We start from the raw sequence: 15770 nt of genomic DNA on the forward strand, positions 1-15770 counted from the left end.
GAGGACGGGCGGCCCGCGGTCTACGGACGAAAGGAGGGACCGGGCTTTCTGAGATCAGCCTCTCCTGCCCGTCCGGCCGAGCAGCCAGCCGATCACCGCGCTGCCGAGTGCGACGCCCGCGCCCATGCCGAACGCGGCCAGGACCGGCCACGCCGGGCCGTCGTGGCGGGGCCGCGCGGCGGGACGCTCGAAGACCCGGGCGGCCCCGCCCCGGTCCACGGCCTTCTCCGCGGGCGACGGCGCGGCCGAGGCGGCGGCCTCGCCCTGGAGACCGGCTCCCTGAGGGGCGAAAACCTGGAGGCCGGCGCTCCGAGGGACCGTCCCCTGAAGATCGGGGCTCTGCGAGGCCGCCTCCTGGGGGCCGACCCCGGCGGGAAGGCCGCCCGACAGGTGGCTCTCGACGGCGGAGAAGAACTCGCCCGCCGTCTTCTTGGCGACCGAGCTGAGCACGCGCTGGCCGACGCCGCCGATCATGCCCCCGACCACGGCCTCGGCGTCGTAGTCGATGCGCGTCCCGCCCTCGACCTCGCTGAGCCTGACCTCCACCGTGGCGTCCACGGTTCCCGGGGCGCCCTGGCCCCTGGCCCTGAGCACGAACCGCTGCGGGGCCTCCGGCTCCGACAGGGCGACCTCTCCCTGGTAGACACCCTTGATCGAGGCCACTCCCGCGGTGACCGTCATCCGGTAGGTGTCGGGCCCCGTCTCCTCAAGGCGCTCGCAGCCCGGGATCGTGCGCACGAGCACGGCGGGGTTCTGGAGCGCTGACCACACACGATCTCTGTCGATGCCGAGCACGGCACTGCCTGCGAGCTTCACACCAGCACCCTAGGCAATCACCCGCCCTGCCGATAAGAGCGACATCCGCCCACCGATCGGTGCTTCGGGTCGTTTCTCACACCCCCGCGAGCGGACGCCTCCTCTTCCTCAGGGGCGCGCCCGCCTCGTGCAGGTGTCGCAGGGCCTGGCCGTACGAGGCGAGCAGCCCGCACTCCAGGTAGGGGACGCCCAGCTCCGCGCAGTAGCGCCTGACGATCGGCTGGGCGCGGCGCAGGTTGGGGGTGGGCATGCCGGGGAACAGGTGGTGTTCGATCTGGTAGTTGAGGCCGCCGAGCACCGTGTCGACCACCAGGCCGCCGCGCACGTTGCGCGAGGTCAGCACCTGCTTCCTGAGGAAGTCCAGCTCGTCCTCGCCGGTCAGCATCGGCATCCCCTTGTGGTTGGGCGCGAACGTGCAGCCCAGATAGACGCCGAAGATCGCCTGGTGGACCAGGAGGAACGCCACCGCCCTGCCCGGCGACAGCACGGCGAACAGGGCCGTGAGGTAGGCCGCGACGTGCGCGACCAGCAGTCCCGCCTCCAGTCCCCTGCGCCTCAGCGTGGGGCGGGCGAGCGCCCTGAAACTGGACACGTGCAGGTTGAACCCCTCCAGGGTGAGAAGGGGGAAGAACAGGTAGGCCTGTCTGCCGCCGATGAACCTGGCCAGGCCCCGGCTGCCGGCCGCCTGCTCGGCCGACCAGACCAGGACGTCGGGGGCGACGTCGGGGTCGTGGTCGGAGTGGTTGGGGTTGGCGTGGTGGCGGGTGTGCTTGTCCATCCACCAGCCGTAGCTCATGCCGATGCCCAGGTTCCCCGCGACCAGGCCCGCGATCTCCGCGGCCCGCCTGGCTCGGAAGACCTGCCGGTGGGCCAGGTCGTGCGCGACCAGTGCGACCTGGGCGAACACGACGGCGAGGAAGGCCGCGACCAGGAGCTGGTACCAGGAGTCGCCGACCGCGAAGAAGGCGGCCCAGCCCGCGGCGAACAGGGAGCCGACGACTCCCAGCCGCAGGGCGTAGTAGCCGGGCCGCGGGTTCATCAGCCCCGCCTCCGCGATACGGCGCGACAGGCGCGCGAAGTCACTGCCCCTGTTCCCCTCTCCCGTGCCTCGGGTACGGCCAGGGACGGCCACGGTTGGGTTGGTCACGGATTCTCCTCGGGAGGCCGGGGTCGCTGGACAAGCCGCCGTGAGCCTCACCAGGGGCCGAGCAGCCATCTGTCCCAGGATTTCGGGATTCGGGGTGATCACGTAGCCAGCCGTCACCCCAGCTCGTGGTAGTGCTGGCCCCACCCCCGGACATCATCAGAGGTGATATTCCCGACACATGAGTTGGCGCGCCTTTTGCCCGCATTTGGAGTTCCCTTTACTGGCAGGATGGTGGCCCATGGCATCGGGGAAGTCATGGACGATCAGGATGGCGGCCGCGTTCACGGCCCTGGCGGCGGGCACGGGATGCGCGGCGGGGACCGGCGGCGACGGCTCGGCCCGCGGGCGCGCCGCGGACGGCGCCTCCGCTCCGGCTTCGAGCCCCACCGCGACCCCTGCCCGCCCGCAGGGGCCGCCGGGAGCGCTGCCCAGGCCCGGCGAGGTCGGCCGGATCCCCAGGCCCGCCGACGGGCTGCCGCCTGTGATCAGCTCCATCCCGACCAGGCGGAAGGTGGTCTTCCTGACCATCGACGACGGCTGGGAGCAGGACCCCGGCTTCCTCGCGCGGGTCCGCGACCAGCGTGTTCCGATCACCGCCTTCGTCACCCGCGACGCCGTCGAGGCCAGGGGCGCGACCGACCCGACCGCCCAGGGCGGCAGATTCCTCGGCGCGGGCAAGTGGGACTACGTGCGCGAGCTGCGTGACGCGGGTGTGCGGATCGAGAACCACACACTGACCCATCCGAACATGACGACCCTCGGCTACGAGGGGCAGCGCACCGAGATCTGCGGCACCTCCAAGGTGATCCGCAAGCAGGTCGGCAGGGCTCCGACCCTCTTCCGCCCGCCGTTCGGCAACCAGAACTCCCTGACCCGCAGGGCGGCCGGGTCCTGCGGCGTCGACGCCCTCCTGCTCTGGACCGCGACCGTGCAGCCGGGCGGGAAGATCGCCTACCAGGTGCCGGACAAGAAGCTCCGTCCCGGGGACGTGCTGCTGCTGCACTTCCGCCCCAACCTGTCGCGGGACTTCAAGATCCTGGTCGACAAGATCAGACGCCGGGGCTTCGAGCTCGGCAACCTCGAGGCCTACCTCGAGGCCGCGACCCGCTGACGCGGCGCCCGGAGAGGCTCGCCGGGCACCGCCCGTCGGCGCCGATCCGCCGTCCCCGGGGAGGACGAAGATCGCCGTCCGGTGAACGGCGGGAGGGGAAAGGTCCGCCGCCCGGCGTACCCCGGAGTCATTCGGGCGGCTGACGCCCCGCGGGTGTCGCGTGGCCCACCATTGGTCGTGTGCTCGCGGGGCCTGGTGAACTCGCGAGCCTCCCGGGCGGGCGTTCCCCGCCCGCCCGGGGCGCCGGGGGCACCGTCCCCGGCATCACAGGGAGAGCAGGCGTCGCGAGCCGAGGGGACGATCTCGGTCCGGCAGAGAAGTGCGGTCTCGTACCGGACCATGTGACAGAGATCGCAGAAGCTCGCGACGCCGATCCACCCTCATGCTCTACGACATGTAGTACTACTAAAAGTAGAACTACAACCTGTAGAGCTCTGAGCCCGCGAGGGGAAGATGGACGCACTGGACCTGGCGCGGTGGCAGTTCGGGGTCACCACCGTTTACCACTTTCTGTTCGTACCCCTGACGATCGGGCTCGGCGTCTTCGTGGCCGGGCTGCAGACCGCGTGGCACCGTACCGGCAAGGAGCACTACCTCAGGTTGACGAAGTTCTTCGGGAAGCTCTTCCTGATCAACTTCGCCATGGGCGTGGTCACCGGCATCGTGCAGGAGTTCCAGTTCGGCATGAACTGGAGCGAGTACTCGGTCTTCGTCGGCGACGTCTTCGGCGCGCCGCTCGCACTCGAGGCCCTGCTCGCCTTCTTCCTCGAGTCGACGTTCCTCGGCCTGTGGATATTCGGCTGGGACAAACTGCCCAAGCGCATTCACCTGGCCACCATCTGGGCAGCGGTGATCGGCTCCAACCTGTCGGCCTACTTCATCCTCGCCGCCAACGCCTGGATGAAGCACCCGGTCGGCTACGAGGTGGTCGACGGCAAGGCCCGCATGACGGACCTGTGGGCGGTGCTCACCAACTCCACCGCGCTGGCCCAGGTGCCCCACGTGGTGGGCGCGGCCTTCGTGGTCGCGGGCGGATTCGTGCTGGCGGTGTGCGGCTACCGGATCCTGCAGGAGCGGCGGGCGGACCCGGACCGCACGAGGCCGATGCGACGGGGCGCGACGGACATGTGGCGGACCCCGATGCGGGCCGCGCTGGTCATGACCGCGATCGCGGGAGCCGTGGTCGCGGGCAGCGGGGACATGTCCGCCAAGCTGCTGCACGAGCAGCAGCCGATGAAGCTGGCCGCCGCCGAGGGACTCAGGCACGACACGGCGGGAGCGCCGTTCTCCCCCGTGCCCGGGGTCAAGGTGCCCATGCTGCTCAGCTTCCTGGCGACCGGCGACCCGCAGGCGGTCGTGCACGGCACCGAGGACCTGCAGGCGCGCTTCACCCAGCAGTTCGGTCCCGCCGACTACCGCCCCAATCTGCCGGTGGTCTTCTGGTCCTTCCGCGTGATGATCGTCTTCGGCATGTCGACGGTCGGCCTCTCCGTCCTCGGCCTCTGGCTGACCCGCAGACGTCGCGGGAAGCAGGCCCCGCCGCGTGAGACGCCCTCGTGGCTGGCCCGGGTGTGCGTGCTCGCGCTTCCGCTGCCGACCGTCGCGATGATCTCGGGCTGGCTGCTCAGCGAGATCGGCCGCCAGCCGTGGACCGTCCAGGGCGAACTGCTCACCGCGGCGAGCGTCTCCCCCGGCGTCAGTCTGGGCGAGGTCGCCGTCTCGCTGGCGGTCTTCACCGCCCTGTACGGCGCGCTCGCCCTGGCCGAGGCCGTGCTGCTCGTCCGGCACGTCAAGGCGGGCCCCGAGCCCGTCCCCGCGCGCCGCCCCGAGACGCCCTCCTCCAGCGGGGGCCGGGACGGCGGGAGCGCCGAGGACGCGACCGCCAGGCTCCAGCCGACCCTGATGTACTAGGAGCGCGGAAACCATGGAACTCACCACCTTCTGGTTCGCGGTCATCGCGTTCCTGTGGACCGGCTACTTCGTCCTGGAGGGGTTCGACTTCGGGGTCGGGCTGCTGGCCCCCGTGCTGTCGCGTGACGAGGCCGAGCGCAAGCAGGTGCTCGGCACGATCGGCCCCGTCTGGGACGGCAACGAGGTGTGGCTGATCACCGCCGTCGGCGCGATGTTCGCCGCGTTCCCCGCCTGGTACGCCGGGCTGCTCAGCGAGTTCTACCTGCCGATCACGCTGGTCCTCGTCGGGCTGATCGTGCGCGGCGTCGGCCTCGAGTGGCGGGGCAAGGTGCACCACGCCTCCGACCGCGTCTGGTGCGACCTGGCCGTCATGGTCGGCAGCGGGCTGCCCGCCTTCCTCTGGGGAGCCGTCTTCGCCGACCTGCTCCACAACAGCGCCTTCGCCGCACTGGTCGGCGGGGTGTTCTCCCTGTCGGTGTGCGTGCTGCACGGCGCGGTCTTCGTCGCGCTCAAGACGTCGGGCCCCGTGCACGCCCGTGCCCGCCGTACCGCGATGGCCACCTCGGCGCTCGCGCTGCCCGCCGCCGTGGTCGCGCTGTCCGGGATCCCGTCGGCCCGTACGGCCGTGGCCGACTGGACCGCGTCCCCGTGGCTGTGGGCGTGCGCGCTGGCCGCGATGGCGGCCCTGGCCGCCGGGGTCGCGCTGACCTGGCGGGGCCGCGACGGCTGGGCGTTCACCGCGACCGCCTCGTCCATCGCCCTGGGGGCCGTGGCCCTGTTCGGCGCCCTGTGGCCTGCCCCGCTGCCGGGCCTCACGGTGGCGGACGCCGCCTCCGGCCCCTACACGCTGGGCGTGCTGACCTGGATCGGCCTGATCGCGCTGCCCTTCGTGCTCGGCTACCAGGGCTGGACCTACTGGGTGTTCCGCAAGCGCCTCGTCGCCGAGGTCTCCTGACCCCGCTCAGGACCTTGACGGGCCGCGCCGCCGGGAGGGGGGCGGCGCGGCCCGTCAGGGCGCGGCGCGGCGCAGGTCGAACAGCTCCGACGGGGAGATCGGCATCCTGGAGATCCTGATGCCCTCCGCGTCCTCGACGGCCGAGGCGATCACCGCCGACACCGGGATGACCCCGGCCTCGCCCGCCCCCTTGATGCCGAGGGGGTTGAGCGGGGAGGGGGTCTGCAGGTGGGCGGTCTCCACGAACGGGACCTCGGTCGCGTACGGCATCAGGAAGTCCATGAACGAGGCGTTGAGCAGCTGGCCGTGCTCGTCGTAGGCCATCCGCTCGTACAGCGCCCCGCCGACGCCCTGGGCGACGCCGCCGTGGATCTGCCCCTCGACGATCATCGGGTTGATCAGGTTGCCGCAGTCGTGGACGACGGCGTAGCGGAGGATGCGGATCTCGGCCGTCAGCGGGTCGGTCTCCACGATCGCCGCGTGCATGCCCGAGGCGAAGGTCGAGCGGATCGGCGAGTAGTAGTCGCGTCCCTCGAGCCCCGGCTCCTCCCCCTCGGCCACCGGCGGCCTGTCGAAGGACGACGTCCCCGCGAACTGGGTGGCGCGGCCCGCCTCCGCGTCGAAGGCGTAGCGCAGCGGGTTGGACAGCACCGCGACCGTCGCCAGCGGGACGGCGACGCCGGGCGAGCCGACCACCCTCACCTCGCCGTCGACGATCTCCAGGTCGCCCGGGTCGGCCTCCAGCGCCTCCGCCGCGATCCGCAGGGCCTTCTCCCTGACCTTGCGGCACGCCAGGGCGATCGCGTTGCCGCTCATCACCGCCGCCCGCGAGGCGAACGTGCCGACCGCGTAGCCGAACCTGCGGGTGTCCCCGGTGACCACGGAGACCCGCTCAAGCGGCACGCCGAGCTCGGAGGCGGCGATCTGGGCGAAGGCCGTCTCGTGGCCCTGCCCCTGGGAGGTCAGCCCGGTCGAGACGTGCACCCGGCCGTCGGAGGTGACCTGGACGTGTCCTCCCTCGTAGGGGCCGACCCCCGTGCCCTCGACGTAGCAGCCGACGCCGATGCCGATCCTGCGTCCCTCGGCCGCCGCCAGCTCCTTCGTCCTGTCGAAGGAGTCCCAGCCGATGAGCTCCTTGAGCATCCTCAGCGACCCGGGGTAGTCACCGCTGTCGTAGATCAGCGGGCGGCCGTCCTGGAAGATCAGGCCCTGGTCGTAGGGGAACTCGTCGGGCTGGATGAAGTTGGCCTCGCGCACCGCCGTGCGGTCGGCTCCCAGGTGTTCGGCGATGCGGTCCATCGTCCGCTCCATGCAGAAGACCGCCTGCGGACGCCCCGCCCCCCGGTACGGCGTGACCTGCACGGTGTTGGTGTAGACGGAGGAGAACTCCACCCGGTACGCGCCGAGCTTGTAGGGCCCCGGCAGCTGGGTCGAGGTGATGATCGGCACGATGATCCCGTACGGCGTGTAGGCCCCGTGGTCGTGCAGGATGGTCACGTCGAGCCCGAGCACCCGCCCCGCGTCGTCGAAGCCGACCCTGACGAACTGCGTCTGGGCCCGCTCGTGCGCGGAGGAGACGAAGTGCTCGCGTCTGTCCTCGGTCCACTTGACCTCGTGGCCGAGCAGGATGGCCGCCCACGGGACGAGCACCTCCTCCGGCCACGGATGCACGATCTTGACGCCGAACCCGCCGCCCACGTCGGGCGCGATCACCTCGACCTTGGGCAGCGGCAGGCCGAGCTTGGCGGCGATCGCCATCCTGACGCTGGTCGAGGTCTGGGTGCTGGTGTAGACCCGCAGGGACCGGTCGTCGGCGTCCCACCTGGCGCAGACGCCGCGCCCCTCGAGGGGCATGGAGGCGCTGCGCTCGATGTCCAGCCTGAAGGCCAGCGTGTGCGGCGCGGCCTCGATCGCCTCCCTCGCGCCGAGGCCCGCCGCGGAACGCACCTCCTGCACCAGGTGCGCGCCGACGTTGCCCGGCACGTCCGCGTGGACGAGATGGGCCGACTGCGCCGCCTCCTCGACGCCGACCACCGGCTTGAGGAGCTCGTAGTCGACCGTGATGAGCGCGCAGACGTCCTCGGCGAGGTAGCGGTCCCGGGCGACGACCATCACGACGGGCTCGCCGACGTGCCTGACGACGTCACGGGCGAGCGGGGTCGCGGTGCGGCCGTGGGTCAGCGCCGGATGCGGGATGAGCAGCGGCAGCGGCTCGGCGAGCAGGGGCGGCAGGTCCTCCCAGGTGTAGATCGCCACCAGCCCGTCCACGTCGATCGCGGCCGAGACGTCGATGTCGCGGATCCTGGCGTGCGCGTGCGGGGACCTGACGAACGCGGCCTCGAACGCGCCCTCGCCGAGGTCGTCGAGGTAGCGGCCCTGCCCGGTGAGCAGCCTCGGGTCCTCCCTGCGCCGGACCGGCTCCCCGAACAGCTTCGTCGTCATCGCCGCACCGTCCCGTTCACGACTCCTCCGCGATGATCTCGGCCGCCCGGTGGACCGACTTGACGATGTTCTGGTACCCCGTGCACCGGCACAGGTTGCCGGAGACGCCCTCCAGCACCTCCTCGTCGGTCGGCGCCGGGTTGTCCCGCAGCAGGGCGGTGACCGTGCACAGGAAACCCGGCGTGCAGAACCCGCACTGCAGCCCGTGGCACTCGGCGAAGGCCCGCTGCACCGGCGACAGCGTCCCGTCGGGGGCGGCGAGCCCCTCGACGGTGGTGATCTCGTGCCCGTCCGCCGTCGCCGCGAGCATCAGGCACGACCGGACGGGCTCGCCGTCCAGCAGCACCGTGCAGCACCCGCAGACCCCGTGCTCGCACCCGACGTGCGTGCCGGTCAGCCCGAGGTCGTGCCGCAGGCAGTCGGACAGCAGCCGCCGCCCCGGCGTCTCCACCCGGCGCACGACCCCGTTCACGGTCAGCGTGATCGCGATGTCCGTCACCGGCTCCCCGCCCCTCGTCCTCCGAGCGCGCGGCTCCGCGCCCGCTCACTCATCGGAGGCCGCCCTCGCGGCGTCCCGCAGGGCCCGCTCTGCCAGCGTCCCCGTGAGGTGCCGACGGTAGTCGGCGCTGGCGTGGACGTCCGTCTCCGGCTCGATCCGGTCCCGTACGGCCCGCGCGGCCGACGCCCAGTCGGCCGAGGCGGCAGGGCGGTGACCGCATGCCTCGGTGACGTCGACGAGCACCGGCACCGGCCCCGCGCTCACGCACGCCACCCCGGCCGTGACGACCCGCAGGTCGTCGTCGAGCCGCACCAGCGCCGCGACCCCGGCGACCGCGTAGTCGCCGTGCCGCCTGGACACCTCGTGGAAGGCCGTGCCCGAGCGCGGGGGCAGCGTGGGGAACAGGGCGGAGACGGCCAGCTCCCCCGGCCGGAGCGCCGACTCGAGGGGGCCGGTGAAGAAGCCGGCGGCGGGAACGTCCCGGGTGGCTCCCGGGCGGGCCAGCCGTACCGAGCCGCCGAGAAGGATCAGCACCGCGGGCAGCTCCGCGGCCGGGTCGGCGTGCACCAGGCTGCCGACCACGGTCCCCCGGTTGCGGATCACCGGGTGGGCGACCAGCCTGAGCGCCTGGCGGAGCAGGGGCTGCGCGGCGGCGACCTGCTCCGCGCGCTCCACCTGGGCGTGCCTGGCCAGCGCGCCGACCCTGACGCCGTCGGACTCGACGGAGACGGTGGCCAGCTCGGCGAGCCGGTTGACGTCGACGATGTGCCCGGGCGCCGCCAGGCGCATGTTCAGCATCGGGATCAGGCTCTGGCCTCCCGCGAGCACCTTGCCGTGCTCGCCCGCCTCGGCGAGGGTCTCCAGGGCCTCGGCGACGGAGCCGGGGGCGTGGTAGTCGAAGGGGGGCGGCTTCACCCGGCCGCCTCCTCTCCGCGCGGGCTCCGCGCGGAGACGTCCACACCCCTGCGGCGGGACAGCACCCGCAGCAGGTGGTAGCCCCCCACGACCACGATGGTGCCGAAGGCGATGCCCTCGAGCGCGAAGTTGGCGCCGACCACGTGCCTGACCGGGCCGATGGCCAGGATGATGCCCGCGCCGATGGGGACCATGTTGACCGGGTCGGAGAAGTCGACGCGGTTCTCGACCCAGATCTTCGCGCCGAGCAGGCCGATCATGCCGTACAGGATCACCGTGATGCCGCCGAGCACGCCGCCGGGGGTCGCCGCGACCAGCGCGCCGAACTTGGGGCACAGGCCGAACAGGATCGCGATGACGGCCGCGATGTAGTAAGCGGCCGTCGAGTAGACCCTCGTCGCGGCCATGACCCCGATGTTCTCCGCGTAGGTCGTCGTCGGGGAGCCGCCGAAGGTCGTGGCGACGGCGGTGGCGAGGCCGTCTCCGGCGATCGCCCGGCCGAGGTAGGGGTCGACGTCGACGCCGGTCATCTCGCCGACGGCCTTGACGTGGCCCACGTTCTCCGCGATCAGCGCGATCACCGCGGGCAGCACCAGCAGCACGGCGGAGAACCTGATGTCGGGCAGGTGGGTGTTCGGCCACCCGATCCAGGCGGCGTCCGCGACGGCGGAGAAGTCCACTCTCGGGTGGGTGTCGACCTTGGCGGTCACGGCGTTGTAGGCGGTGATGTCCCCGAAGACCCTGTCGGCCCCCCAGGACAGCAGGAAGCCGACGACCAGGCCGAGCAGGATGCCGATCCTGCCGACGAACCCCTTGAACACCACGAGGAGCACGAAGGTGACGACCATCGTGATCAGGGCGATCCACTGGTCCTGCGGCCAGTAGACGTCGGCGACCACGTACGCCAGGCCGAACCCGATCAGCATGACGACGGCGCCGGTGACGACCGGCGGGAACACCCGGTTGATGATCTGTACGCCGAGGTAGTGGATGGCCACCCCGACCAGCGCGAGCACCAGTCCGACGACGAGGATCGCCCCGGTGACGATCGCGTCGGCCGCGGGCGTGTCGCCGCCGTACAGGGCCCGGATGGCGAGCACGCCGCCGACGAAGGAGGCGCTGGTGCCGAGGTAGCTGGGGATCCTGCCGTTCACGATGAGCAGGAACATGATCGTAGCGACGCCGGAGAACATGATGGCGACGTTGGGGTCCAGCCCCATGACCAGCGGGAAGACGAACGTCGCGCCGAACATCGCGATGACGTGCTGGGCGCCGAAGCCGATCATGCGCGGCCAGGAGAGCCGTTCGTCGGGCCTGACGACCTCTCCCGGCGCCAGGGTCTTGCCGTCCCCGTGTTTGGTCCAACCTGCAACCATCAAGCCCCACCTCTCACCGGGCCGTCGGTCGGTGGCCGCCCCGCAGGCATCCCTCCGGCGAACTCCCCTGCTGTCGTTGCGGGCACGTCAGGCCCGCGGCCGTCGCCTCACACCGTCATGATCTGCCAAAACCGGGCCGTCGGCCGGTGGCCGTCCCGCGCGCCTGCGGCGAGGGCGCCGTCGGCGGACGAGGGACCCCCGAGGAACCGACGAAGGTCTACGGAGGGTTCCCAGGCACGGCTCCGCCGAAACCCGGCGCGGGCCCCCGCCGTACGGCACAGGCACGGCGGGAAGGCGGCGGAAGGTTCGAAGGAGATCTCCCGCCCCGCCGCCACGATGGAGTACCGTGTGTGCCGATGTCGCGACTTTGAGTGAACAGACACCAGTCGGCCCCAGAGAGTAGGCACGCCCCCATGCAGGCTTTCACGCTGCCCGACTTCTACATGCCGTACCCGGCGAGGATCAACCCCCATCTGGAACGCGCCCGCGCGCACAGCGCGGCCTGGGCCCGCGAGACGGGCATGCTCGACTCCCCCAAGCCCGGCGGCGGCGTCGTCTGGGACGAGGCGGCGCTGGCCAGGATGGACTACGCGCTGATGTGCGCCTACACCCATCCCGACTGCGACGGCCCCGCCCTCGACCTGATCACCGACTGGTACGTCTGGGTCTTCTTCTTCGACGACCACTTCCTCGAGCACTTCAAGCACTCCCGCGACCTCCGGGGCGCGAAGGCCCACCTCGACCGCCTTGAGCTGTTCATGACGATGGACGGGCAGACGCCTCCGGAGCCGGGCAATCCGGCGGAGGCGGGGCTCGCGGACCTGTGGGAGCGCACGGTGCCCGCGATGTCGCACGGATGGCGGCGGCGCTTCGTCACCAGCACCCACAACCTGATGATCGAGTCGATGTGGGAGCTGGACAACATCGACCGCGGCAGGATCGCCAACCCGATCGAGTACGTCCAGATGCGCAGGAGGGTCGGCGGGGCGCCGTGGTCGGCCAACCTCGTCGAGTACGCCGTCGGCGCCGAGGTCCCCGACGGCCTCGCCGGGACGAGGCCGTTGCACGTGCTGTGCGACACCTTCTCCGACGCGGTGCACCTGCGCAACGACCTGTTCTCCTACCAGCGCGAGGTCAGGGAGGAGGGAGAGAACTCCAACGCGGTGCTGGTCTTCGAGCGGTTCTTCGACTGCTCGACGCAGGAGGCCGCCGAGCTCGTCAACGACCTGCTGACCTCCCGGCTGCTGCGGTTCGAGGACACGGCGCTGTCGGAGGTGCCCGCCCTGCTGGCCGAGCACGCCGTTCCCGCGCACGAGCAGGTCGCGGTCGGCCTGTACGTCAAGGGCCTGCAGGACTGGCAGTCGGGCGGCCACGAGTGGCACGCGAGGTCCAGCCGATACATGAACGAGGGCGCCGTCTCCGGACCCGGCGTGTCGAGGAGCCCGACGGGCCTCGGCACCTCCGCGGCCAGGTTCCCGTCACTCGCGGCGGGGCCGAGCCTGCGGCTCAGGGCCAGGCAGCGCTCGCACGTGCCGTTCACGCCGGTCGGGCACCTGCCGCTGCCGGAGTTCCACATGCCCTTCCCGATCCGCACCAGCCCCCACCTGGAGGCCGTGCGCCGCGACCTGGTCGGCTGGGCGCGGCGCACGGGCCTGTTCGACTCGGTCCCCGGAGTCGAGGCGGGCGGGGTGTGGGACGAACGGCGCTTCCTCGGCTTCGACTTCGCGTACTGCGCGGCGATGATCCACGCGGACTCCGACCGGGAGCAGCTCAACCTGTCGGCCGGTTGGCTGGCCTGGGGGACCTACGGCGACGACTACTTCCCCGTGGCGTTCGGCGCGACCCGCAACCTCGCGGCGGCGAAGCTCTGCAACGAGCGTCTGTCCGCGTTCATGCCGCTGGACGCGGGGGCCGTCCCCGAGCCGACGAACCAGCTCGAACGGGGGCTGGCCGACCTGTGGCGGCGCACCGCGGGACCGATGGAGGAGCCCGCCAGGCGGGAGTTCCGCGAGGCGGTCGAGAGCATGACCGCCAGCTGGCTGTGGGAGATGGACAACCAGACTCACAACCGCGTCCCCGACCCGGTCGACTACGTCGAGATGCGCCGCAGGACGTTCGGCTCCGACCTGACGATCAGCCTGGCCAAGCTCGCGCACTACGACGTGGTGCCCGCCGAGATCTACCGGACGCGGGTCATGCGCGAGCTGGACACCGCGGCGCAGGACTACGCCACCTTCACCAACGACCTGTTCTCCTACCAGAAGGAGATCGAGTTCGAGGGGGAGCTCCACAACGTCGTCCTGGTCGTGGAGAACTTCCTGGGCGTCGACCGGCTGGCCGCCAGGGACGTCGTGGCCGACCTGATGACGGCGCGGATGAGGCAGTTCGAGCACCTCGTCGCCCACGACCTGCCCGCCCTGTTCGAGGAGTTCGACCTCGACGAGCAGGTCAGGGGGATTCTCACCCGGCACGCCGACGGCCTCAAGGACTGGATGTCGGGCATCCTAGAGTGGCACCGCAGGTGCGCGCGATACACCGAGGCCGAGCTCGTGAGGCATCACCGCGGCGCGCCGGTCCCGGCGGGCTCGCCGTTCCTGCCCTCGGGGCTGGGCACCTCGGCGGTCAGGGTCGCGGTGTCGGCGGGAGCGGGCGGGCTCCGCGCGTCGGCCCTACGCCCTTCTGACGCGACCCGCTGAGCCCGCGCCCGCGTCGAACGCGGGCTCAGGCCCAGTGCCCTGGCCGTGACGTGCCGGCCTCGTGCCCGCGTCGGACGGGTCGGGCGAGGTCAGCCGCCGGGGGCGACCACGTGGATCTCGAAGCCGTCCCCGGCGACGACCTGGCCGGCGCGGATCTTGCAGGTCTTGCGGAGCTCGACCTGGCCGTCGACCGTGACGTTGCCCTCGGCGATGAAGTGCTTGGCCTGGCCGCCGGTGTCGGTGACGGCGCAGTACTTCAGCAGGTCGCAGAGCGGGATGTAGTCGGTTTCCAGCTCAAAGGTCTCGTTCACGGTCGAGAGTCTAGATGCCGCGCATCCGCAGGACGTGCAGCGCGAGGGTGAGGTTCAGCCTCAGGTGGGCGTCCTCGGTGAAGTTGCCGAGCATCCGTTCCAGCTTGCCGATGCGGTAGCGCAGCGTGTTGTAGTGGAAGTGCAGCCTCCTGGCCGTCTCCGCGACGTTGAGGTTGGTCTCCAGCAGCACCTGCAGGGTCCGGCGCAGGTCGCCGTTCTCCGCGTCGGTGTCCGAGGCGAGCGGGCCGAGGGTCTCCCGGACGAAGGCGTGCAGCTCGGCGGTGTCGTTGACCAGGGAGAGCAGCCGGTAGACGCCGAGCTGGTCGAAGTGGGCGACCGCGCCGGGGCCGTGGAGCTGGCGGCCGACCCTGGCCGCCTTCAGGGCCTGGCCGTACGCCTCGGGCAGCGCCTCGGCTCCGACGGCGGTACGGCTGGCGCCGGTCGAGAAGGTGGCGGGCAGGCACTCGGCGAAGGCGGCGACGGCGTCCTTGGCCAGGCGGCCCGTGTCGACGGTCGCGTCCACGATGGTGACGACCTCGTGGGAGAAGCCCGCGACCGCGCCGCGCCGGTCGTGGCGGCGCATCGCGCTGGTCCAGCAGGTGAGCAGCCGGTCCTGGGTGACGCGTTCGTCGCCCTCGGGGTCGAGCTCGGCCACCAGGACGGTGACGGGGCGCTCCAGGTCCCAGCCGAAGGCCTTGGCCCGCGCGGCGACCCGCTCGGAGCCTCCCGCCCTGCCGGTGAGCACGTCGCGCAGGAAGTCGGCGCGGTACTTGCTCTCGACCGCGTTGACCGCCTCCTGCCGGGTGACCACGAGCGCGGCGACCGTGGCGGCACGTTCCAAGATGCCGACGTCGCTGTCGCCGGTCGCCCCGACGGGGACGCAGGCGACGATCCTGCCGTGGTGGTGGCCGCCCGCGACGACGGGAACCGAGGTGTGGCGGCCCTCGGGGGCGGCGCGCAGCTCGGCCACCTGCTCGGCGGGGCCCGCGGCTGCCAGCGTCTGCCCCGCCCCGTCCAGCACGGCGACGGCCACGCCCAGCAGCCCGGCCACCTCGGCGGTCACCTCCCGCAGCCCGCCCCCGGCGAGCACGACCTGGACCAGCGCCCTGTGCGCCTCCTCGGCTCTGGCCAGCACGGCGGCCTGCCGGTTGAGGATGTCGGTGAGGACCTGGTTGAGGATGTCGTCGAAGCCGACGTCGTCGGGAAGCTGGATGAGGGGGAAGCCGAGGCGGTCGGCCTGCTCGACCATCTCCTCGGGCAGCCGGTCCAGGTAGCGGCCGAGCTTGACGGCCAGCGCGGCCAGCCCTCGCTCGTCCAGGTCGCTGACCAGCCTGCCGAGCGACTGGGGGGTGTTGCGCAGCGGATAACCGGTGGTGAGCAGCAGTTCGTTCGGCTTCACCCAGGCGAGGACGTCGGGAACCTCCATCACGTTGAGCCGCTGCACGATCCTGCCGAGGCCGCGGCCTCCCGCGATCAGCTTGGCCCCGGCCAGCGTCGAGACGCCGAGGACCTCTCCGACCGCGACGCCGTGGGTGATCGTTCCGGTGCTCGCCAGGCGTACGGGAGGTTCCATGAAGTGATTGTGACTGAT

The 15770-nt window shown here is 71.7% G+C and carries 12 protein-coding genes; 4 read left to right on the forward strand and 8 right to left on the reverse strand.

The genetic code is table 11. The annotated features are described in order from the left end of the window. Positions 1-54: 54 nt before the first annotated feature. Both PKF00_RS30930 and PKF00_RS30935 read right to left on the reverse strand, forming a co-directional pair. Complete coding sequence (locus tag PKF00_RS30930) at positions 55-816, reverse strand: SRPBCC family protein (protein ID WP_271221216.1); 762 nt, start codon at positions 814-816, stop codon at positions 55-57. Between the two features lie 76 nt (positions 817-892). Then, complete coding sequence (locus PKF00_RS30935; RefSeq protein ID WP_271221311.1) at positions 893-1855, reverse strand: fatty acid desaturase family protein; 963 nt, start codon at positions 1853-1855, stop codon at positions 893-895. Positions 1856-2201: 346 nt separating this feature from the next. Between PKF00_RS30935 and PKF00_RS30940 the strand changes: the two genes are divergently transcribed. The 3 genes from PKF00_RS30940 (at position 2202) to cydB (ending at position 5940) form a co-directional block, all read left to right on the forward strand. Beyond that, positions 2202-3074 (forward strand): polysaccharide deacetylase family protein, encoded by an 873-nt coding sequence (locus PKF00_RS30940; RefSeq protein WP_271221217.1) that lies wholly within the window; start codon positions 2202-2204, stop codon positions 3072-3074. A gap of 453 nt (positions 3075-3527) precedes the next feature. Continuing rightward, positions 3528-4985, forward strand: a complete 1458-nt coding sequence (locus PKF00_RS30945; RefSeq protein ID WP_271221218.1) for a cytochrome ubiquinol oxidase subunit I — start codon at positions 3528-3530, stop codon at positions 4983-4985. Positions 4986-4998: 13 nt separating this feature from the next. After that, positions 4999-5940 carry a cytochrome d ubiquinol oxidase subunit II gene (gene cydB, locus PKF00_RS30950; RefSeq protein WP_271221219.1) on the forward strand — a complete coding sequence of 314 codons (942 nt, stop codon included), beginning with the start codon at positions 4999-5001 and terminating at the stop codon, positions 5938-5940. A gap of 54 nt (positions 5941-5994) precedes the next feature. On the opposite strand, the gene cutA is transcribed toward cydB, so the two are convergent. Genes cutA through PKF00_RS30970 form a run of 4 tightly spaced genes read right to left on the reverse strand, consistent with a single transcriptional unit; the run spans position 5995 to position 11172 of the window. Continuing rightward, complete coding sequence (cutA, locus tag PKF00_RS30955) at positions 5995-8382, reverse strand: aerobic carbon-monoxide dehydrogenase large subunit (protein ID WP_271221220.1); 2388 nt, start codon at positions 8380-8382, stop codon at positions 5995-5997. A 16-nt stretch (positions 8383-8398) separates the two neighbouring features. Further along, a complete protein-coding gene (locus PKF00_RS30960; protein WP_271221221.1) occupies positions 8399-8881 on the reverse strand; it encodes a (2Fe-2S)-binding protein in 483 nt (160 codons plus the stop codon). Positions 8882-8926: 45 nt separating this feature from the next. Further along, positions 8927-9796, reverse strand: a complete 870-nt coding sequence (locus PKF00_RS30965) for an FAD binding domain-containing protein (RefSeq protein WP_271221222.1) — start codon at positions 9794-9796, stop codon at positions 8927-8929. Beyond that, the gene (locus PKF00_RS30970; RefSeq protein WP_271221223.1) at positions 9793-11172 is read right to left on the reverse strand and encodes a uracil-xanthine permease family protein; all 1380 of its coding nucleotides are present in this window, start codon (positions 11170-11172) and stop codon (positions 9793-9795) included. Before PKF00_RS30970 ends, PKF00_RS30965 begins: the two co-directional genes overlap by 4 nt. Before the next feature lie 413 nt (positions 11173-11585). Between PKF00_RS30970 and PKF00_RS30975 the strand changes: the two genes are divergently transcribed. Beyond that, positions 11586-13868, forward strand: coding sequence for a terpene synthase family protein (locus PKF00_RS30975; protein ID WP_271221224.1), 2283 nt, complete (start codon positions 11586-11588; stop codon positions 13866-13868). 89 nt (positions 13869-13957) lie between these two features. Here the strand turns inward: PKF00_RS30975 and PKF00_RS30980 are convergent, their stop codons facing one another. After that, the gene (locus PKF00_RS30980; protein ID WP_271221225.1) at positions 13958-14179 is read right to left on the reverse strand and encodes an RNA-binding S4 domain-containing protein; all 222 of its coding nucleotides are present in this window, start codon (positions 14177-14179) and stop codon (positions 13958-13960) included. Between the two features lie 10 nt (positions 14180-14189). Beyond that, positions 14190-15752: a PucR family transcriptional regulator gene (locus PKF00_RS30985; RefSeq protein WP_271221226.1), complete on the reverse strand. Its 1563-nt coding sequence runs from the start codon at positions 15750-15752 to the stop codon at positions 14190-14192. Between the last annotated feature and the right edge of the window lie 18 nt (positions 15753-15770).

Source organism: Streptosporangium carneum, from assembly GCF_027922005.1.
GTDB lineage: Bacteria > Actinomycetota > Actinomycetes > Streptosporangiales > Streptosporangiaceae > Streptosporangium > Streptosporangium carneum.